The organism is Paenibacillus sp. PSB04 (assembly GCF_025809195.1).
GTDB lineage: Bacteria > Bacillota > Bacilli > Paenibacillales > Paenibacillaceae > Paenibacillus_AQ > Paenibacillus_AQ favisporus.
In genome coordinates, this window is record NZ_CP081301.1 from 2,612,544 (window position 1) to 2,632,539 (window position 19,996).

A 19,996-nucleotide genomic window follows, 5' to 3' on the forward strand; every position below is an offset into this window, starting at 1 on the left:
TTCGAAAACCATCACCCTTCATCTTGATCTCTTGGAACGCATCGTCTCTTCAATCGCCTGCTTCATGAGCTTTCCGGCCTGGTCCCATGACAGCTGGAGCATATCTTTTCGACCCTGGCTTCCTTTCTGTCTACACAACCGGGGATTTTCGTACGCTTGCCTCATAAGCCTTTTGAGGCTGCTTAAATCCGGCTCGGCCCACCGCTGGCCCTTCTGCGCAAACAGGTTGCTGAACCTTCTGGAAATGGCGCGGCTCATGCTGCTCGCCGGGCTCTTGAGCTGATAGGGGACCAGGAAGGAGTTGCGAGGCGTGAGGAAATCCATCTGCCCGCCCCAGCCGGTGGCGATGACCGGTATGCCGCTTGCCAGCGCTTCTAAATAAGGTAGCCCGACACCCTCGCCGCGGGTAGGGAGGACGAAGGCATCGCCGAGCGCATACAGGCCTTTCAGCTGGCTTTCACTCATATGGCGGCCGATGATGACGACAGGGGCCGTATCCTTTTGAATGCCCAGCCTCTTTTTGTACCGCATGACCTGCTGCTTAATCCACGCCTCCGTCTCATTGGCCGCATATCCATTCGTTTTGATGACCAGGATGACGTTATCTTTGGAAGAGAACTCTTCCCAATACGCCCGGAGCAGTCCCTCCGGGTTTTTGCGGTGCTGAAAGCCGAAGACGGATACGAACGTAAACTTTCCGGCGGCTGCCGGCAACGATAGCTTCGGATGGTTCGGACGAAACTCCCGGGCGTCCACCCCATGGGGAACGACGAAAATCGGGACGGTGACGCCGCAGTTCCTGAGAACCCGCCGATTATGCTGGGACGGCACGCACACGGCATCGAATTTGTTCATATGGGGCAGCCAGCTTCTGGGGAGTCTGCTTGTTTCCCAAACGGTGTTCAACAGGATGAAGTCATACGTGTTTCGCTCTTTTTTCCACTGCATGCGGCTGGGAATGTGGTGGTATATGAGAACCTTTTTGACATGGGCGGCGTTAGGCTTGCGGTGGTCTGGCGGACTTAACCGGACGGCGACCCCTTGCCGCTTCAAGGATTTGGCATAGGCTCTGCTGGCACGGCCAAGACCGCTGGCTTTGTGGACGGGGCCTTTCCAGACAACGACATAGGGCTTCATTTGGGTCTCACCTTGGAAGCTTTCGAATACCCTTTTCGTTCGTGAAAAGAAACAGACCGGTATTTTTGCTGCAGGGACGACATTTTGGAAGGCGAGATTTGGGAAAAGCTCGTATGCAGACTTTTGTTGTTGGCCTGTTTCAGCATCATCCTGCCGGGCTCCGACGAATACAGGAAGTTGCCGTACGTTTCAAACTCGGAAAAAGCAAACTGCTTCGATTTGTTCATGCTTCTCATAATGGCGGAGTACCAGTTCGTATGATGTTTGGACTCGATCGCCTGCTTTAACTGTTTGACTTTGGCCTTCTCGAACAGCATGTAATGCGTGACGAAGGAGCGCTTGGAAGCGCGGCTTTTGCCCATCAGCTTCTTGTACGTGTTGAAATATTCGGGCTGGCTCCAGTTCCGGCAGTAAAACACGGTCTTGTCGCCCGTCTTGAACATATGGGGGCGAATGAGCGCAGTGTCGGCGTCGATTACCAAATAGTATTTGGATGAGCATACCTTATCGCCGCCCAGCTTCAGCAGCTGCTGGTACAACCATCCGGACCGGTCCCACGTTTTGGACTGGTAGTGTATGTCCTTTTTCGTAATGGGCAGAACCGTGTCTTCGTTCACGAATCGGCAGCCCTTTTTCGTACATAAATCCACAATCCGCTGCTTCCGGGGGGCCACGATGATAATTTCGTGAATCGGGTGCCGTACATATTTTCTGACGGCGTCAATGACATGGGGGAGGGTAGCCAAGTCCTTCTCAATCGCCGGAATGAACACATCAATGGGGGTTGTCATCTGCTCATCTCCAAATATCAAATGTATGAGTATCATATGCTGGAAGAGAGAAAGGGAATGGGCATAGAGAGATTATAAAACGCACAATAATCAAGGGATTTGCCGCATTGGAGCAAACGTGGGGGTTCGCAGTCACGGCTATGAAAATGATTTTTATAGATCAAAAGCATAGGATACAAGAAGACCGAAGGGCGCCTTGGGCATGCCGATCGCAGGAGAAGGCTGAGGAAACTTGGACCACTTCAGAAAGGAATCGGCATCATGGGGAAAATGAAAATTTTTTATCTTGTTTTAAGTTATTGATAATTTTTTACCGAAATCGCACGTCCGCCTAACATTCCGTTGACACTACATCCCTATAGTGAAGAGGCAAGCGAAACATCCGGATACCAATCACGCTTCACTAATTCTGAATGAACGATGGGGAGGCCACGGGATATGAGGTCAAAAGGAAACGGAAACGAGAGGACCATCTTGACGGTACATGCCAACGGAAAAACGGAGATCGTGCGGGATACATATGCGCCCAAAGGAAAACGGACCCCCTGGTCCTGGCCAGGCAAAGCGATGGCGCTCATCTTGGGCACAGCCCTGCTGCTGACCGCATGCGGGCAAGGAGAAGGCGGCACGGCGGGCGGCTCAGACGCATCGGCCAAGCCGGCGGGGACGGTACAGAGCACGGATACGGCAGAGGCGTCCGGCAGCGAAACGCCGGAAGCGCTGTACGAGCAGGCCAAGAAGGAAGGCAAGGTCATCGTCTACTCGACATCGGGACGCGCCAACGACGCCGCGGAGACGTTCATGAAGCAGTACCCTGGCATCAAGATTGAGGTAAGCAAAGTCAAGTCCGATGAGATGATGGACAAGGTGACGAAGGAGCAGGACGCCGGGCAGTTCAACCCGGACGTGATCATCACGAAGGAAGTGAGCGGGGCTGTCGAGGAGGAGATGGTGAAGCCGGGACGGTACGTCAAGTACCTGCCGGAGGATCTGGCGGAGAAGGTGGACGAGCCGTACCGCACGCAGGCCGAAGGGTATGCCAACTACCTGGAGTTCCGCACGATTTTCTACAATACCGAGCATTATAAGTCCGCGCCGGTAACCAACTGGTGGGACCTGACTACCCCGGAATTCAAAGGCAAGGTCTATACGGCCGATCCGCTCAGCTCGCCGGCTTTCATGGACCTGTTTACGACAATGGTCATCCACAGCGACGATATGGCGGCGGCGTACAAGGAGAAGTTCGGCAAGGACATCGAGCTGCATGGCACGGAGAACGCGGGGTACGAGTTCATTCAGCAGCTGTTCGACAACGGGCTGGTCGTGTTAAAAGGAAGCGACGATGTGCTGGATGCGATCGGCAAGGCAAACAGCGACGCGGTCGGACTGGCGGTATCCGGCGACGTATCCAAGGTTGAGGAGAAAGACTGGAGCATCCTGCCGATCTATGACATCAAGCCGAAAACGTCGGTACCCGATTCGGGCTACCTGTTCCTCGCGAACAAAGCGCCGCATCCGGCGGGGGCCAAGCTGTTCATCCGCTGGATGATGGGCGAGAAGGACGGCCAGGGCGAGGGCATGGCGCCGTTCAATGAAGTGGGCTCCTGGGTGCCGCGCTCCGACGTCAAGACCAAAAACGAGGTGGCCTTCGAGGATTTGAACCTGTGGGTGTTTGACGGGGAGAAGCTGTACTTCGAGGCGCCGAAGGTCCGCGACTTCTGGATCAAGCAGAAATGACGGACCGAAAGACCGAGATGACACAAACAGGAGGGAAACGGGATGCTGCATAAGCCCGTGCTGAATACATCGCAAGCAAGGTGGCTGAACCGGTGCCGGGACGCGCTGCGGAATCCGCTGTACCTGATCGGGGTGGCGGCCCTGCTGTTTCTGGCGTACACCATCGTCTGGCCGGTCCTGAACCTGATCTGGTCGACGTTCGTATGGAAAACCCAGGACGCCCGGCTTACGCCCGCGGCGGACCCGGGGCACCTGACGCTGTACCACTGGAGCCGCGTACTGGCAAGCGATATGAGCTGGTCCCTCTTCTACAAGCCCGTGCTGAACGCACTGGCGGTGGGGGTGACCGTCTCGGCGCTGTCCATGGTGTTCGGCTGCGGGCTTGCCTGGCTCGTGACGAGGACGGACGTTCCGCTCAAGAAGACGATTACGTTTCTGGCGATCATCCCGTACCTGCTGCCGTCATGGATGCTGTCCCAGGCATGGCTGACCTTTTTCAAAAACAGCAAAATCGGCGGCACGCCCGGCATTCTGCAGTCGGTGCTGCATGTGACGCCGCCGGACTGGCTGGCGTACGGCTTCGTGCCGATCGTGCTGACCCTGTCGATCCACGACAGCGTGTATTTCTTCCTACTCGTAGGCGCGGCGCTCAGCTCGATGAACAGCCAGCTGGAAGAGGCAGCCGAAATGGCCGGCGCGGGGCCGATGCAGGTGCTGCGCCGGATCGTGTTTCCGCTGATGCTGCCGTCGGTGCTGTCGGGATTCATCCTGATCTTTACGAAAGCGGTCAGTTCCTACGGCGTGCCGGCGCTGCTCGGCACCCCGGTGAATTTCTACATGATTTCGACGATGCTGTACTCCAGCATGCGGTCGCGGCTGACGACCGAGGCGAACGTGCTGTCACTGACGCTGATGCTGATCACCATGCTGGCGATCTATTTCAACCAGCGCCTGCTTGGCGGCCGGCGCAGCTATGTGACAGTGACGGGCAAGGGCAGCGCGGTGACGCATGTGCCGCTCGGCAAATGGCGGCTTCCGGCAGCGGCGGTAACGGTGGCCGGCATGGCATTGATTGCAGTCGTACCCTTTATCGTGCTGCTGCTGCAGACGTTCCTGCTGAAGGACGGCTCGCTCAGCCCGGACAACTTTACGCTTCATTACTGGACGGGGGGCTCGGATCCGGACATTAACACCGGGGAGAAGGGCGTGCTGCAGAACCCGATTTTCCTGCTCGCGCTGAAAAATTCGCTGATCATCGCCGGCATCGCCTCGGTCGCGGCTGCGGTTATCGGTCTTCTGTTCGGTTACGCGGTGGCCCGCGGCAAAAACACGGCCATGGGCAGGCTCGTCGATCAGCTGTCGTTTTTCCCGTATTTTATCCCGGGCATCTCGCTCGCGGCGATTTATATTACAATGTTTGCAAAGCCGGTGCTGTTCATTCCGGCGCTGTACGGCACCATTACGATCATTATTCTGATCACGGTGGTCAAAGAGCTGCCCTTTACCGTCAAGGCGGGCGGCGCCGCCATGATGCAGATCGGCCCGGAACTCGAGGAAGCGGCCGTGCTCGGCGGTGCCTCCTGGTTCACGCGCTTCCGGCGCCTGCTGCTGCCGCTCAGCCGCAAGAGCCTGCTGTCCGCCTTCATCCTCGTGTTCATCGGGGCGATGAAGGAGATGGAGCTGATCATCATGCTCGTAACACCGCGGACGGAGACGCTGACGACGCTCACCTTTTATTATGTGGAAAAAGGGTATGACCAGCTCACCAACGTCGTGCTGATGATCATTATCGCGATTGTCGTGGCGGTCTACGCCCTGGCGGTGAAGTTCGGGAAGGCCGATTTGACCAAAGGATTGGGAGGGCAATGAATGAACGCGATTGAACTGCGGCAGATTCATGTGCATGTGCAGCAAAAGCATATTTTGAAGGGCATCGACCTGACCGTCGAGGAGGGGGACTTCGTGACGCTGCTCGGCCCGTCGGGCTGCGGCAAGACGACCCTGCTCCGCACGATCGCCGGCCTGCAGAAACTGAACGAAGGAACCGTCGTCATCTCCGGGAACAAGGTGGCCGACGGCAATCTGGCTTACCATCTGGATCCCGCCAAGCGGGGCGTGAGCCTGGTGTTTCAGAGCTATGCGCTGTGGCCGCATATGACCGTCTTTGACAACGTGGCCTTTGGCCTGCAGGTGCGCAAACAGCCGAAGGCCGGGATCCGCAAGAGCGTCATGGCGGCGCTGGACAAAATGCGCATCCCGGAGCTGGCGGACCGCTATCCCGGCGAGCTGTCCGGCGGGCAGCAGCAGCGGGTGGCGATCGCCCGGGCGATCGTGACATCCCCGTCGATTCTGCTGCTCGACGAGCCGCTCTCGAACCTGGACGCCAAGCTGCGGACGGAGATGCGTGCCGAGCTGAAGCGGCTGCACCGCGAGCTGGGCACGACGATCGTCTACGTGACCCATGACCAGCATGAGGCGATCACGCTGTCGACGAAGGTCGCGGTGTTTTTCGGCGGCGAGCTGGTGCAGGCCGATACGCCGCGCGAGCTGTACCGCCATCCGCGGACGCTGCAGGTGGCGGAGTTCATGGGCAGCTCGGACCATCCGCTGAACCGGGTGGAAGGAATGTGCCGCACGAGCGGAGGCGAATGCACCGTCAGCACGGCGCTCGGAAGCTTCCGGCTTGCGGGAATGAACGGTGGAGCGGCGGAAGCGGGAGCGGTCGTCCTGACGGTGAGGCCGGAAGACGTTGTGCTGCACGAGACCCGCACCGCAGGTTCCATCCCGGTGAAGGTGGAGGACGTGCTGCCCGCCGGCGGCGAGACGCTGGTGAGGGTCGCCTACGGCCAGGAGAAGCTGGGCGCGCGTGTCATCGGCGACCCGGATTACGCGCCGGGACGCATGCTGTACGCGTCCTTCCGCGAAGAACGCATCAACTTGTACGACCGGGAGACGGGCAGACGCCTGGAGACCGGCGTGACGACCATTACACCCATATTGGAGGAAATACACCGATGAATATTGACTTTCACTTTCATGTTAAATTGTCCAAGAAGACCGATTTCTCCATGGACCACTTGAACGAGATGCTGGATGAAGCCCGCGATCAGGGGCTGCAGGCGATCACGCTGACCGAGCATTTCAATACGCGCCGCTTCGACGAGGTCTACGGGACGCTCGACCGGATGCTGCCGGGGAACAACCACTACTACGACCGCGACGGGTTTAAAATCTTTACAGGCATGGAAGTGGACGTAGCCGAGGGCGGACATATTCTCGTCTCCGGACCCAAGGACGCCCTGCTCGAAATCCGCGCCCTGCTTGAGCCGCACACCGCAGCCGGTTCATTTATCGGGCTGGCCGGGCTGTTCGAGCTGTGCGAGCCGCGGGGCATGATGGTGATCGGTGGCCACCCGTTCCGGGAGTCCAACCATTTGTACCATGTGGACCGCGAGCTGCTGCGCCGGTTCGACGCGTTCGACCTGAACGGCAAGGACCTGCATGAGATCGGCATTCAGGAAAATATCGCCCTGGTGCTGCCGCTCGGCGCGGAGCTAGGTGTGCCGGTCGTAGCGGGCAGCGACGCCCACCAGATGTTCCAGGTCGGCTGCGTCTACAATGTCCTGCCGGGCGATTATGAGACCGTCGCCGAGCTGAAGGCGGCTATCCGGGCGGGGGCCTGCAAACGGGTCATCTCTCCGAGCTTGCACTTGCAGGTGCGCGCGGCGGGCGCAGTGAAGAAGCTATTGAAGAAGAAGGTCGAAGTGGAAGCCGTGTAACGTTAACGGTTCATTCCCTGTATCGTTAAGGCCGTTGATCATTCATCCCGCTATAGAGAGGTGGCAAGAACTATGAACCTTGCGCTGGAAGGCCATAAGCTGTCCCGCGGACACCAGCGGATCGCGGATTATATCAGCAAGCACATGGAAGACATCCCGTTTATGGTGGAGGAAGACATCGCCGCCGCCTGCCAGGTCAGCACGTCGACGGTGTCGCGGTTCTGGTCCGAGGTGGGATGCCGAAACCTGAAGGAATTCAAGCAGAAGGTGAAGGACGAAATGCTGCTGTCCCCCTCGCAGAAGCTGCAATCGGCCTTTTCGAAAATGAACGAAAACGACGCGGCTGCGAGCCTGCTCGTCGGCGCGGATTATTTGCAGCAGACAGCCGACCGGCTCAGCCAGGAGTCGTTCGACCGGGCGGCGTCGCTGCTGCGCGACGCGGGGACCGTGTACATCTATGGGCCCGGCTCCGCGGAGAGCCTGGCCGCGCTGACCGATTTCCGGCTGACGCGGTTCGGCATGCGGGTCAAGCGGCTCGACCGGGGCGGGCACGAGCTGTTTAACCTGCTGGTGCATGTGCAGCCCCAGGACGTGATCGTCATCTTCGGCTTCGTGTCCGAGTCGCCGGAGCTGTCAGTGCTGCTGGACCACGCCAAGGTGAAGGGCTACCGCACGCTGCTTGTCACCGATCTGGCGGTCAGCGGCATGCTGGAGAAGGCCGATGTGACCCTGTACACCGCACGCGGTCAGCTGTGGGAGTTCCACTCCATGGTGGCGCCGGTGGCCTTGCTCGAGACGCTGATCGTGGCGGTCGGCAAGCAGATGGAGGAGCAGGCGGTTGCGGGAAGTGAGGAGCTGCACGAGCTGCGGCGCAGATATCAGAAAGTGCTGCCAAAGCGGGTCTAGAGCCGCTTGGCAGCTTTTTTGTGCGGTAAAAAGTTAAGATGTTAAGGATATGATCCGTGGTGTAAAGAGCCGACAGTACGGGTCCGGTCGTCTTAATATTAACTGGTTTACTGAAAAACCGTTAACTTAGTTCTTTTCATATAAGCTAATGCACGGAATGAAAGGAGTTCAATATGATATAATAGGAATATTAAGCGTTCGGAGCGGAGGGCAACATGAAAAAGATAGAGAACAAAAATTTATTCCTGGATAAAATCAAGCCGGTGTTGAGAAAAAGCAAGTTCAGCACCATCAATATGGACGACATGGCCCGCCATATGGATATCAGCAAAGTGACGCTGTACAAATATTTTTCATCCAAAGACGAAATCATTGAAATGTTTGTGGATCATTGCATCGCCTTTCTGCAAAATGCCGACGTCCAATTGCAGGATGAGGAGCTCTCGTGGGGCAAGAGGTTCCACATGTTATACATCCAATCCTTGCAATGCGTGCTGTACATGCCCGATATTTTGCTGGAGGACCTCAAGTCGGTATACCCGGTTCTATATGACAGGCTGAGCACAGCGGAACTGGAGCGACACCGGAATCTGCGCCGGTTTTATGAGGCAGGCGTAGAGAAGAATGTTTTTCATCCGGTTAACTCCACTTTGTCTGTTGTACAAGACGATCTCATGCTCCGCCAGATGGTAGAGCCTTCGTTCGCTGTGAGGCATGACTTCTCGTTGAAGCAGGCGCTGTTTGAATTTTATAAGATGAAAAAATACCAGCTGTTCGTCCCGGACATGCTCGATTCCGTGGATGATGATGAGATGGAAGAGCTACTGCTGCAGACGATCCAAAAAATATCGTATTAAAAGGTCATATAGAGCAAGACGAAAAATCCGTATCCGTCCCTTTGGTAAACTGTCCCCTATGTAATGAACTGCTATGAACTTACAAGTAATCCTTTAGTTCATACTCTCTTTCAAAGGAAGTCAATGGCGAGAAATGCGTCGCCATTTGGCTTCCTTTATGTTTTTCTTTGGCTGCATAGAGCCGGAAAGGCATTCGAAGATGTCAGGGTTGTCTGCATGTATTGCCCCTTGTCCGAATACGCTAATAAAAGAGAGATCAGGACAAACAGTGGGTGGGATGTGACCAATGGGATTAAACAAGCAAAGCTTTATCCGTGGAACGTTCGTTTTGACCCTGTCGTCTTTTTTTACCAAAGGGCTTGGGTTTGTGAACGGCATTGTGCTGGCGCGTTTTCTGGGAGCGGAAGGGGTAGGGCTCTTGATGATTGCCCATCCGCTGCTTCCGCTGTTTATTACGATGACCGAGCTCGGGCTGCCTGTTGCGATTTCGAAGCTGGTGTCCGAGGCGGAAGTCAAAGGGGACGAGGCGAGGATTAAACGGATTCTCGCCGTCTCGCTGTCGGTAACGGGAACGCTCAGCGTCGTGCTGACGCTGGCCGCGTTGTTCGGCTCCAAGTGGATCGCTTCGATCGTGCTGGCCGACCAGCGGGCGTATTATGCGATGGTGGCGATTACGCCGATCATCCCGATTATCGCTATGTCTGCCGTGCTGAAGGGGTATTTCCGCGGCCGGCAGAACATGAACCCGCTCGCCTTATCCGACATTCTGGAGAATGTGGCGCAGATCATCGTCATCATCGGCGTCGTCAACATGCTGCTGCCTTATGGCATCGCCTACGCGGCTGCCGGAGCCATGGGGGCCTCGGTGATCGGCGAAGGCGTCGGCCTGCTGTATTTGTTCTCCGTGTTCAAGTGGGCGAACCGGGGAAAATCGAAGGAGCAGCGGCGGTTTGTTCCGAGCATGCGGCTCAAGGGGGACCGCACGCTGCGGGACCTGCTGCGCATCGGCCTGCCGATGACCGGCAGCGGCTTCATCCATTCGATCTATCATGCATTTCTGCCGCTCGTCATTACGAAGAGCCTCGTTCTTGCCGGTGTTGGCGTGGAGATGGCCACGAAGCAGTTCGGCATGCTCGCAGGGTACGCGATCCCGCTGCTGTTCCTCCCCGGCTTTTTTACCCAGTCGCTGTCGACGGCGCTGATCCCGGCGATCAGCGAAGCCAGCGCGGAGGGCGACACCCGGCTCATGCACAGCCGCATGGACATGGCGATGCGCACGGGGCTGCTGGTCGGCGTGCCCTGCACCGTGATCCTGTATATGTGGGCGGTGCCGCTGACGACGGTCGTGTACCATTCGCCGGAAGCGGGGGTGCTGCTGCAGCTGCTGGCACCGCTGTTTTTCCTCCATTATTTTGAGGCGCCGCTGAAAGCGATTCTGCTCGGACTGGGCAAAGCATCCACCGTCATGTGGAACCATATCATGACCAATATTTTTGAGATCAGCCTGATCTTCGTGCTCGGTTCGAACCTGGGAATCCGCGGCGTGGCGCTCGGGTTCGGGCTCGGCATCCTGATGCTGACCGTGCTCAATTTCTATGCGGTGGCGGGTTCGATCGGCTTTTATTTTGACTTCCGCATGGTGATCAAAGCGGGCATCGGAGGGGTCGTCATGACGGTGACGGGGCTGGCCGCGCATCGTTTCCTGGAGCAGCATGTTCAGCTGGGGGCGACGGCTGCGCTGCTTGGGGCCATTCTTGTATCGCTGCTCGTGTATGCCATCACCCTGCAGGCGACCCGGGCTTTGCGCAGCCGGCCGAAGGCTCCGACGATTCCGGTGTCCTGAGGAGGCAGGTTTCCGCCTTCTGCAGAAGAGTGGGTCGTATACTCTCATATGCATCTTTCCATAGGATCAAATGATGCAATTTTCTTGTGCTCATTGGACCGGTCGGAGGGTGCATTTTTTAATGTGGCGGCTCACGGCGATCACAAAATACCCGATAGGCTCAGCCATCGGCTTAGCGTGATCATTGACGGAGCGATGCGGACTTCATAGAATGAAAGGGAGAAAGAAGCGTCAAGGGAAAGAGGATGCTAACTTTGGGAAACCGTGTTAAGAGTTTTGTAGTCAGTATGGAGCGCTTTAAACCTCATACCTTTCAGGCAAGTCAAGGTGAAGGCCTCTTTATGTCGCATTCCCATGAATATGATGAGTTAACGCTTATTTTGGAAGGGGATGGATACTACAGCTCTTCCGAGCAAAATATCAAGGTGGCTGCCGGCGACCTGATCCTGATCCCTTCCGGGCTTCATCATGGCTTCGTGTGTACAAAACCTTGGAAGGGTGTTTCCGTTCATTTTTTCCATGATCAGCTTCCGGTCCACTGCCAATATCTCTTTCATGAAGCGGAGAGTGAGTCGCAGCGCATCCGGAGCAGCCATCTTGACGCTGACGATACGCGCTGGGTGGAAATCAGTTTGTTGCAGTTGGAGAAAGAATGGAATTCCGAAAGGAAAACGATCGACTCCTACAACATGATGAGGATCGCTTTTGAGACAGCACTGCTGGTATTCCAGCGTAACATCGAATCGGCGGTGCCAGGAGCAGATATCAGTCACGGGGTCATAGAAGAAGTGTTAAAAGAAATTCACAGCAGCTATCATACCCGTATTACCGTTAACGAGCTGGCAGCGCGTCATTTTCTGTCCGAAAGCAACCTTCGGAAGAAATTTACGGAATCGGTCGGCGTCTCGCCCAAGCAATATATCATCAGCCTTCGTTTGATGGAGGCCAAACGGCTGTTACAGCAAACGAGCAAGGCGATCGATTTGATTGCCTCTGAGGTTGGGTTTACTTCATCCAGCCGGTTTTATGAGTTCTTTATCCAATCGACTGGAGTCACTCCGCTGGAATGGCGCAAACAGAATCCATGAATTGAATGATGGTGGGGACCGTTCGGCAGGACGGTTCTCTTTTTCGTCGGTCGAAAACGATTCGGTTATTCCTTTTTATGCGCAAAAAGTAAATCGCTTTCAACATTGTTTACCTTAGGATCGCACGGGATAATTAGAGGGATGACTGCTTTGTTCAGGGAAAAGGAGTGAGAAGATGTCCACCAAAACGAAGACGTTTTGCAATCCCATCGTAGCCAACGCCGCCGATCCCTGGGTGCTTAAGCACACGGATGGCAGCTACTACTTTATGGCAACAAGATCAGGCTGCTTGGAGCTTACCCAATCTTCCAGCTTGACGGGATTGGTCTGGGGGCGCAAGAAGACCATCTGGACGCCCGAACCGGGAGGTCCCTACAGCTGTAATTTGTGGGCGCCGGAAATACATTATTTGGATCACAAATGGTACATCTACTATACAGCGAACGATGGGGGAGGCGATGAATCACGCCGGATATGCGTACTGGAGAACGAAAATGCTGATCCGCTGGAAGGCGATTGGAGCTGGAAAGGGGCGCTGGAGACGCCTGTCCCGGGGTTGGACGGCACCGTGATGTCCTTGCGGAACGAGCTCTATTTTCTGTATGCCGGCTACGGAAACTTCCCCGATTATGGATCTGCGATATACATTGCCCAAATGGCCAATCCCTGGACATTGACAGGGGAACATCACTTGCTCACTGCCCCGACACTCCCGTGGGAAAAGCAAGGCGGAATGGCCATTAATGAAGGTCCCGTCACACTGCATCGCAACGGCCGGATTTTTCTGGTGTATTCGGCAAGCACCACGTGGTCTGAGGATTATGCCTTAGGTATGCTCACGATGAATGAAGATGCCGATCCGCTGGATCCGTCTTCATGGCAAAAATCGATGCAGCCTGTATTTCGCAAAAGTGTAGAAAACGGAGTATATGCAACAGGCCATAACAGCTTTACGAAGTCTCCGGATGATCAGGAGGACTGGATCGTCTATCATGCCCTTCCTTCGCCCGGCTCCGATACGAGCCTCCGCTCGACGCGCATACAGAAGTTCGGCTGGAATCCGGATGGTACGCCCGATTTCGGCGTTCCCTGGAGCGATACGCATTATCTCCCTGTGCCGTCTGGAGAGGAATGATCGAAGGAAGGCCAAGTATATGAAAAAGGTATCAAAAAAGGCTCAGACTAAGCGGCATGTTCTTGCAAACAGAACCGTTTGGCCTGAGCCTTTGGCTTAGTAGCGGATTCGGACTTGAATGTCCTGCCCGTAATTGCCGAAGTGCCTGCCGAACAAGCTAACGCCGCCGGCGTTCCGCGCATCCTCCGGCGACAGAATCCGGAATCGGATTTCTTCTCTGGGCAGGACCGGAATATCCTGTATCGATACATCCGACATCCGCACGCCGTCCATATATGTGCCGGAAGATGTCACCAGCAGCGTTTTCAGCAGGCCGTGCTGGGAGCTTCCGGGATCCCACCACGAAGGGTTCAGCTTTCCGCGTACGCTGCCGAAGTCGCCCGGAGAGGTCCAGACGCACACGGGAACGTCATTGAGCAGAAACGTAATATCCGACGGCCAATCTTCGGCGTAGCCGGGTGCTTCCGAGCCGATCTCCAGGGAGATGCGAAGCTCGCTGATCCTGTTTTTGCCGGAGACGTAGTTCGGAATCCGGTATTCGACATAGCCGGCGGCGAACCAAATATGCTGGGCTTTGACATGCTCCGGCTCGGCGAAATACCGCGGGTCGTCGCGCATGCCGATCAGCTTGGTTTCGGAAGCCAGTCCGCAGGTGGGCTTGACTTGGCAGCTGGAGTACTGGCCGACGGGAATGTCGACGTCATAGCCGTCTTGATGCGGCTCGGACGGCAGGACGCCGTCCGTTTTGAACACCAGCGATGCCTGTTCCATACGAAGAGAGCACTGCTTCTGCATACCGCGCTTGCCCGCAGTCATTTCCGTACGGAGAATGCCCGCCTCTTCCAGCTGCTGAACATGCTTGGTCACGATGGCGGAGGAGAGATTCAGCCTTTGCGCCATTTCCCTAATATTGAGGTTTTCTTTGCTGAGCATTTCGACCATCCGAATGCGCGTTTCCGACGCCAATGCAACGAATAACGGCAGATTTTCCTGGCTTACCTTGATTTCCATAGATGCCTCCGAATCGGTCTGATAGGTGTTGTCTATCTATTGTATAACCAAAAGGTTAACTAAACAAGAAATTATTGACTAAATATCACGGGTATTTTACTATCTATGTGAGTATTTTAGGATTAATCATTAACTAATTAGTTAACTAAAAATCAACCCGAAAAGGAGCTATTCTATGGAATCGAACCTCAGCATCCCCCGTCCCGAATACCCGCGTCCGCAATGGGTGCGGGACCGCTGGCTGAATTTGAACGGCCCTTGGCAGTTCGAAATCGATCACGGCAAGAGCGGGAAGGAGCGCGGCTACCACCAGCCGGAGCATGCGCTCGAAGGAACGATCACCGTTCCGTTTTGTCCGGAAAGCAAGCTGTCCGGCGTGGAATATAAGGACTTCATGGCCGCCGTGTGGTATAAGCGGGAATTCACCTTGCCGGAGGATTGGAACAGCGGCAGAATTCTGCTGCATTTCGGCGCGGTCGACTACGAAACCGAGGTGTGGGTGAACGGAACCTCCGTCGGCACGCATCGCGGCGGGTACTCCTCGTTCAGCTTCGATATTACCCCGCATGTCAAGGAAGGGACCAACGTGGTGACCGTCTATGCGGAGGATGACGTTCGCTCGGGAAGCCAGCCGCGCGGCAAGCAAAGTGAACGCTTCCACTCGCATGGCTGCGACTACACGCGCACGACGGGCATTTGGCAGACCGTATGGCTGGAGCAGGTCCCTGAGACGTATCTCGCGGACATGAAAGTGGTGGCCGATCCGGCGAATGCATGCGTGCACCTGGAAGTGAAGGTCAGCGGAAATACCGCGGGAGCGCAGCTGAAGGCGTCCGCCTTCTATGAAGGAAAGGAAGTCGGCGAGGCCACGGCTGTGGTGCAAGGGCCATGCGTCAAGGTGACCATGCCTGTATCGGAAGTCCATTTGTGGGAGGCGGGCCACGGCCGGCTGTATGACCTGAAGCTGTCGCTCGAACGGCCGGACCTGACGGATGCCGATGCGGTTGATTCGTATTTCGGCCTGCGGACGGTGCGGCTGGACGGCCTGGCGTTCCGGATCAACGAAAAGTCGGTGTTCCAGCGGCTCGTGCTGGATCAAGGCTTTTACCCGGATGGTATCTATACCGCACCTACGGACGAGGATCTGCGGAACGATATTGAGATTTCGCTGGGACTCGGATTCAACGGCGCCAGACTACATGAGAAAATGTTCGAACCGCGTTTCTTGTATTGGGCCGACCGGCTGGGGTACCTCGTCTGGGGAGAGCATGCCAACTGGGGGCTGGATATTACTACTCCCACAAGCTTGTCGCGGTTTTTGCCCGAATGGCTGGAAGGTGTGGAGCGGGATTACAATCATCCAGCGATCATCGGCTGGTGCCCGTTCAATGAGACGTGGGACCGGGACGGCGCCAAGCAGGATAACGAAGTGCTGCGCATCGTGTACGAGACGACGAAACGGCTGGATCCGACCCGCCCGGTGATCGATACCAGCGGCAACTTCCACGTCGTGACGGATATTTTCGACCTGCACGATTACGATCAAAATCCGGAGACGTTCCGGGCCAGATACGAGCCGATGAAAACGGGCGGTGAGGTGTATAACACGTTTCCGAACCGGCAGACGTACGGCGGGCAGCCTTATTTTATCAGCGAATACGGCGGCATCTGGTGGAACCCCGACCAGAAGGACGACAAGGCTTGGGGCTACGGCGACCGGCCGACATCCGAGGAGGCGTTTCTCCAGCGGTACGAAGGGCTGACGAGCGCTCTGCTGGAGCACCCGATGATGTTCGGATTTTGTTATACCCAGCTGTATGACGTGGAACAGGAAGTAAACGGACTGTACACCTACGACAGACGCCAGAAGTTTGATCCGGAAGTAATTCGCCGCATTAATTCCCGCAAAGCGGCCATTGAAGATTAAGGGTTAGGTGAAGGTGACGGTACGAGTTGATATTCCCGAAGAGGAGGATGCCTGTACATGAAGGCTATAGTGCGTAATCCACTGCTGCTTGCGTTATGCATGCTGCTGCTCGTCCCCATGGGGCAGGTCACGGACGCGGCTTCCAGCCGGAACAATTTTTATAACGTCGTCATGCAGGATGGAGCGGACCCCTGGGTTTACAAACATACGGACGGTTATTACTATTTCACGAAAACGACGGGCGGCAACGTAACGATCTGGAAATCGGCCGAGCTGACGACGATCGACGCGGCCCCGACCCGAGTCGTCGAAACCGGCTGCTGCAATATTTGGGCTCCCGAGCTTCATTATATTGACGGGGCCTGGTACATCTATTACGCCAAGGATGACGGCGACAACGCGAATCACCGCATGTACGTGATGGAAAATACGTCGGCGGACCCGACGCAGGGAACCTGGCAGGACAAGGGGCAGATCACCGACCCTACGAATAAATGGGCTATCGACGGTACCGTGCTGCAGACTGGTGGACAGCTCTACTTTATTTGGTCTGGCTGGGAGGGGGATGTCAACGTAAGTCAGAACTTGTACATCGCCCATATGAGCAATCCTTGGACGATCGACTCGAGCCGCGTTGAAATTTCCAGGCCGACCTATCCGTGGGAGACCAACCACTCGCCTTATGTCAACGAGGGCCCGCAAGTTGTTGTGCGGGACGGCGTCATCAGCCTGGTGTACTCGGCGAGCGGAAGCTGGACGAACGATTACTGTCTTGGGCTCATCACAGCCAGCGTTTCCAGCGATTTGCTGAATCCGGCCTCTTGGACGAAACGCAGTCAGCCGATCTTCGCGTCCGGAAACGGGCTTTACGGTCCGGGACATCATTCGTTTACCCAATCGCCCGACGGAACCGAGGACTGGATTGTGTACCATACGGCCAAATTCGACGGTGCCGGTTGGAACCGGGAGATCCGTATGCAGAAATTTACGTGGAATGCCGACCATACGCCCAATCTGGGCGTACCGGCCGATCCCAATGTCCCGATTCCGCTGCCTTCCGGTGAAACGCCGCATATCCGCGTCGAAGGGGAACAAGGGACGTTCGGCGGAGCCGCGTACGCTTCGCAAAGTCCGAACGGGTCTGGCGGCATGAAGGCCGGACATATCGATACGCCGGACAGCTACGTGGAATATGCCGTGAAGGTGCCGAAAGCCGGCGAATATATATTGCTGGCGCGAACCGCGAACGGAACGGCCGGAGGGGACTGGTCCCATCTTCAGCTGGCCGTCAATTCGGGCATGCCGAGCCCCTTTTACATCACGAATAAAGGCTGGGAGAACTGGGGATTGTCCACGGCGCGTATTCAGCTCCATGCAGGCACCAACACGATCCGCTTCACCAAGGGTGCAGGCTATGGGGAGATCGACTTTTTTGACATCAAGCGCGCCAAATAGAATTTTGAATCTGCATGTAATCATAGGCTGAATTTAATCCGAACGTTAGCGTTGTAAAGGACTCCTATCATTGGCCGGCTCATTCCTGAGCCGGCCTTTGGTTTTTGGGCGGCGCGCGGTCTGTCTTCTAGGAATGTACGTCGATGCACGTTTTTCTTGCTTTCGACCGTCGAATCCGGTTTATCTTATGTTTATTTGTCCGGCAGAAATATGCCGCTTTCCGGAACTTTACATGCCTTTCCTGGCCTATAATGGTTTTTGCGTGATCGCGATCAACAAAACCACTATACATACCGGAGGTGCCAGAACAATGTATGCTGCCAGAAGAATCGGTTTTAAATGCACATCGCTCATTCTTCTCTTTATGCTGACATGGACTTCGCTGTGGGCTTACCCAACGTCAGCTGCGTCAACGATGAACTATTCAAACCCGATCAATACGGCGGGAGCAGATCCGTACGTGATGCTGCATTCGGATGGGTACTATTACTTTACACGCACGTTAGGCAACAGGCTGGATATTTGGAAATCCAGATCACTGACCGCGATCGATCTGGGAGAACGAAAGACGGTATGGACGCCCCCTACCGGCTTGAAGGATATTTGGGCGCCTGAGATCCACAATATCGACGGCAAATGGTATATTTACTATACGGCGAATACCGGCTGTGGCGATGATTGCCGGGGAGTATACGTCCTGGAGAACGATTCCCCGGATCCTTTACAGGGCAGCTGGACGGACAAAGGCAAGCTGAATACACAGTATGCGGGACTTGACGGCACCGTATTCGACCATAATGGCCGGCTGTACTTTTTGTATGCGGCATATGGGGATTGGTCGGGCAGCCACGGCAGCGCGATTGCCATCGCACCGATGTCGAATCCGTGGACGCTGGACGGAGACAGCAGTATCCTGACCAAGCCCGAATACGACTGGGAAATGAAAGGCATGCCTGTTAATGAAGGCGCTGTCATCTTGAAAAACCAGGGGAAAATATACCTTGTCTTTTCTGCAAGCGCTTGTTGGGAGGATGACTACTCGCTTGGTATCCTGAGCGCGGATGCTGCAAGCGACTTGCTGAATCCCGCGTCATGGACGAAGAGCGATCAGCCGGTTTTCGCCAAGTCTGCGGCCAATGGCGTCTACGCTCCGGGACATAACTCCTTTGTCCCATCCAAGGACGGGACGCAGGATTTGATCGTGTACCACGGCAACAGCGGACCCGGCCAAGGCTGCGGCGCCCGGCCGACCAGGGTACAGCCTTTTACCTGGAATAACGACGGTTCCCCGAATTTCGGAGTTCCAACTAACGGTCCGCTTGCGGTTCCGTCCGGCGATTATCGGATTGAGGCGGAGCATGGAACACCAGCCAAGGCATTAATCAAGGAGGAGGAAGGCGCGTCCGGCGGCAAAGTCGTGCGGCTCAATAACACGAACAGTTCCTTATCGATCAAGGATGTCATTGTGCCCGAAGAAGGGAGCTATACCTTAAACATTAGGTATTCGAATACCGCAGGTCCCGATGCCACGGAACAGGTGTCGGTGAACGGTAGCCCAGCCGTGACGGTGGCATTGCCTCACACGGGAAGCAAGCAGTATGCAACGGCTTCGATCCAGGTCGAGTTGAAGAAAGGCTACGACAACGTCATCGAATTTGCGAAAAGCAAACATGCCATTGACATCGACTACATTGAACTTGCCGGCAGCAATACATTCTCGATTAAGCCTGGGGCCGAGTACAAACTGATTAACCCGAATGGCGGCAAAGCTCTCAGTGTGGCCGACCCCAATGCAGCGGGCGAGACATGGACCCAAATGAAGGATGATTCCGACGGAGGGGCGGCTCAGCGCTGGAAGGTTACCCTAAATGAGGACGGAACCTATTCATTCGTGAATCCGGAGTCCGGCAAAGCCTTGACCGTGATCGATCCTGCGGCCGCTTGGGGGAGAGCGGGCTTAGCCGAGGATCAAGGCTTGGATACGCAAAAGTGGAAGCTCGTGGATACTGGCAACGGTTACTGCAAATGGTTTAATGTACAGACGGGAAAAGCGCTTGACGTTAACGGAGCAAGCATTAATAGCGGTACGGATGTAGGAACGTGGCAGGACATTCCCGGCGGAACCGCACAGTTTTGGCTGCTGTATCGTTTGGATTGAAGATATAGGAGTTCCAATATAAGACGGCTTCTGTTACAGGAAGCTGTCTTTTTTGTTACTGACGCCTCGTACGTTCCAGCCTCCTTTTTCCGGCGCTCCAAGATTGCAATAGCGGGATGCGGCGGTTTCCGTTACTATGAATATGGATGACTTCAAGTGAAGCGAGGCTCAG

15 protein-coding genes are annotated in these 19,996 nt (G+C 55.7%); 12 read left to right on the plus strand and 3 right to left on the minus strand.

Annotated elements, in window-relative coordinates; genetic code table 11:
* Positions 1–18: 18 nt before the first annotated feature.
* Both K2F33_RS12265 and K2F33_RS12270 read right to left on the minus strand, forming a co-directional pair.
* Positions 19–1,137, minus strand: a complete 1,119-nt coding sequence (locus tag K2F33_RS12265; RefSeq protein WP_089548750.1) for a glycosyltransferase family 4 protein — start codon at positions 1,135–1,137, stop codon at positions 19–21.
* Positions 1,134–1,928: a DUF6492 family protein gene (locus K2F33_RS12270; RefSeq protein ID WP_263881828.1), complete on the minus strand. Its 795-nt coding sequence runs from the start codon at positions 1,926–1,928 to the stop codon at positions 1,134–1,136. The genes K2F33_RS12265 and K2F33_RS12270 overlap by 4 nt, the downstream gene beginning before the upstream one ends.
* 438 nt (positions 1,929–2,366) lie before the next feature.
* On the opposite strand from K2F33_RS12270, the gene K2F33_RS12275 reads away from it, so the two are divergent.
* From K2F33_RS12275 to K2F33_RS12315, 9 genes are all read left to right on the plus strand, one after another.
* Positions 2,367–3,665, plus strand: coding sequence for an ABC transporter substrate-binding protein (locus tag K2F33_RS12275; protein WP_256992968.1), 1,299 nt, complete (start codon positions 2,367–2,369; stop codon positions 3,663–3,665).
* A 42-nt stretch (positions 3,666–3,707) separates the two neighbouring features.
* Positions 3,708–5,534: an ABC transporter permease gene (locus K2F33_RS12280; protein WP_089548748.1), complete on the plus strand. Its 1,827-nt coding sequence runs from the start codon at positions 3,708–3,710 to the stop codon at positions 5,532–5,534.
* Positions 5,535–6,683, plus strand: coding sequence for an ABC transporter ATP-binding protein (locus K2F33_RS12285; RefSeq protein ID WP_263881831.1), 1,149 nt, complete (start codon positions 5,535–5,537; stop codon positions 6,681–6,683).
* A complete protein-coding gene (locus tag K2F33_RS12290; protein ID WP_089548747.1) occupies positions 6,680–7,444 on the plus strand; it encodes a PHP-associated domain-containing protein in 765 nt (254 codons plus the stop codon). Before K2F33_RS12285 ends, K2F33_RS12290 begins: the two co-directional genes overlap by 4 nt.
* Before the next feature lie 72 nt (positions 7,445–7,516).
* On the plus strand, positions 7,517–8,350 hold the full coding sequence (locus K2F33_RS12295) for a MurR/RpiR family transcriptional regulator (protein WP_089548746.1): 834 nt from the start codon (positions 7,517–7,519) through the stop codon (positions 8,348–8,350).
* 215 nt (positions 8,351–8,565) lie between these two features.
* Positions 8,566–9,207 carry a TetR/AcrR family transcriptional regulator gene (locus tag K2F33_RS12300; RefSeq protein ID WP_263881835.1) on the plus strand — a complete coding sequence of 214 codons (642 nt, stop codon included), beginning with the start codon at positions 8,566–8,568 and terminating at the stop codon, positions 9,205–9,207.
* A 286-nt stretch (positions 9,208–9,493) separates the two neighbouring features.
* Positions 9,494–11,050 (plus strand): stage V sporulation protein B, encoded by a 1,557-nt coding sequence (gene spoVB, locus K2F33_RS12305; RefSeq protein WP_263881836.1) that lies wholly within the window; start codon positions 9,494–9,496, stop codon positions 11,048–11,050.
* A gap of 287 nt (positions 11,051–11,337) precedes the next feature.
* Entirely contained in the window at positions 11,338–12,138 is an 801-nt protein-coding gene (locus K2F33_RS12310; protein WP_263882346.1) for a helix-turn-helix transcriptional regulator, read from the plus strand.
* A gap of 175 nt (positions 12,139–12,313) precedes the next feature.
* Positions 12,314–13,273, plus strand: a complete 960-nt coding sequence (locus K2F33_RS12315) for a glycoside hydrolase family 43 protein (RefSeq protein ID WP_263881838.1) — start codon at positions 12,314–12,316, stop codon at positions 13,271–13,273.
* A gap of 96 nt (positions 13,274–13,369) precedes the next feature.
* On the opposite strand, the gene K2F33_RS12320 is transcribed toward K2F33_RS12315, so the two are convergent.
* Entirely contained in the window at positions 13,370–14,284 is a 915-nt protein-coding gene (locus tag K2F33_RS12320) for an ArsR/SmtB family transcription factor (protein ID WP_263881839.1), read from the minus strand.
* 175 nt (positions 14,285–14,459) lie between these two features.
* On the opposite strand from K2F33_RS12320, the gene K2F33_RS12325 reads away from it, so the two are divergent.
* The 3 genes from K2F33_RS12325 (at position 14,460) to K2F33_RS12335 (ending at position 19,824) form a co-directional block, all read left to right on the plus strand.
* Positions 14,460–16,211, plus strand: coding sequence for a glycoside hydrolase family 2 protein (locus K2F33_RS12325; protein WP_263881840.1), 1,752 nt, complete (start codon positions 14,460–14,462; stop codon positions 16,209–16,211).
* A 57-nt stretch (positions 16,212–16,268) separates the two neighbouring features.
* Complete coding sequence (locus K2F33_RS12330) at positions 16,269–17,666, plus strand: family 43 glycosylhydrolase (RefSeq protein WP_263881841.1); 1,398 nt, start codon at positions 16,269–16,271, stop codon at positions 17,664–17,666.
* Between the two features lie 310 nt (positions 17,667–17,976).
* Positions 17,977–19,824 (plus strand): family 43 glycosylhydrolase, encoded by a 1,848-nt coding sequence (locus K2F33_RS12335; protein WP_263881842.1) that lies wholly within the window; start codon positions 17,977–17,979, stop codon positions 19,822–19,824.
* Positions 19,825–19,996: the final 172 nt, after the last annotated feature.

Excerpts from the sequence above, each read along its gene's own strand:
- K2F33_RS12315 (WP_263881838.1), top strand. The coding sequence starts at position 12,314 with ATGTCCACCAAAACGAAGACGTTTTGCAATCCCATCGTAGCCAACGCC.
- K2F33_RS12335 (WP_263881842.1), top strand. The coding sequence starts at position 17,977 with ATGTATGCTGCCAGAAGAATCGGTTTTAAATGCACATCGCTCATTCTT.
- K2F33_RS12310 (WP_263882346.1), top strand. The coding sequence starts at position 11,338 with ATGGAGCGCTTTAAACCTCATACCTTTCAGGCAAGTCAAGGTGAAGGC.
- spoVB (WP_263881836.1), top strand. The coding sequence starts at position 9,494 with ATGGGATTAAACAAGCAAAGCTTTATCCGTGGAACGTTCGTTTTGACC.
- K2F33_RS12330 (WP_263881841.1), top strand. The coding sequence starts at position 16,269 with ATGAAGGCTATAGTGCGTAATCCACTGCTGCTTGCGTTATGCATGCTG.
- K2F33_RS12300 (WP_263881835.1), top strand. The coding sequence starts at position 8,566 with ATGAAAAAGATAGAGAACAAAAATTTATTCCTGGATAAAATCAAGCCG.
- K2F33_RS12275 (WP_256992968.1), top strand. The coding sequence starts at position 2,367 with ATGAGGTCAAAAGGAAACGGAAACGAGAGGACCATCTTGACGGTACAT.
- K2F33_RS12325 (WP_263881840.1), top strand. The coding sequence starts at position 14,460 with ATGGAATCGAACCTCAGCATCCCCCGTCCCGAATACCCGCGTCCGCAA.
- K2F33_RS12265 (WP_089548750.1), bottom strand. The coding sequence starts at position 1,137 with ATGAAGCCCTATGTCGTTGTCTGGAAAGGCCCCGTCCACAAAGCCAGC.
- K2F33_RS12295 (WP_089548746.1), top strand. The coding sequence starts at position 7,517 with ATGAACCTTGCGCTGGAAGGCCATAAGCTGTCCCGCGGACACCAGCGG.
- K2F33_RS12280 (WP_089548748.1), top strand. The coding sequence starts at position 3,708 with ATGCTGCATAAGCCCGTGCTGAATACATCGCAAGCAAGGTGGCTGAAC.
- K2F33_RS12285 (WP_263881831.1), top strand. The coding sequence starts at position 5,535 with ATGAACGCGATTGAACTGCGGCAGATTCATGTGCATGTGCAGCAAAAG.
- K2F33_RS12290 (WP_089548747.1), top strand. The coding sequence starts at position 6,680 with ATGAATATTGACTTTCACTTTCATGTTAAATTGTCCAAGAAGACCGAT.
- K2F33_RS12320 (WP_263881839.1), bottom strand. The coding sequence starts at position 14,284 with ATGGAAATCAAGGTAAGCCAGGAAAATCTGCCGTTATTCGTTGCATTG.
- K2F33_RS12270 (WP_263881828.1), bottom strand. The coding sequence starts at position 1,928 with ATGACAACCCCCATTGATGTGTTCATTCCGGCGATTGAGAAGGACTTG.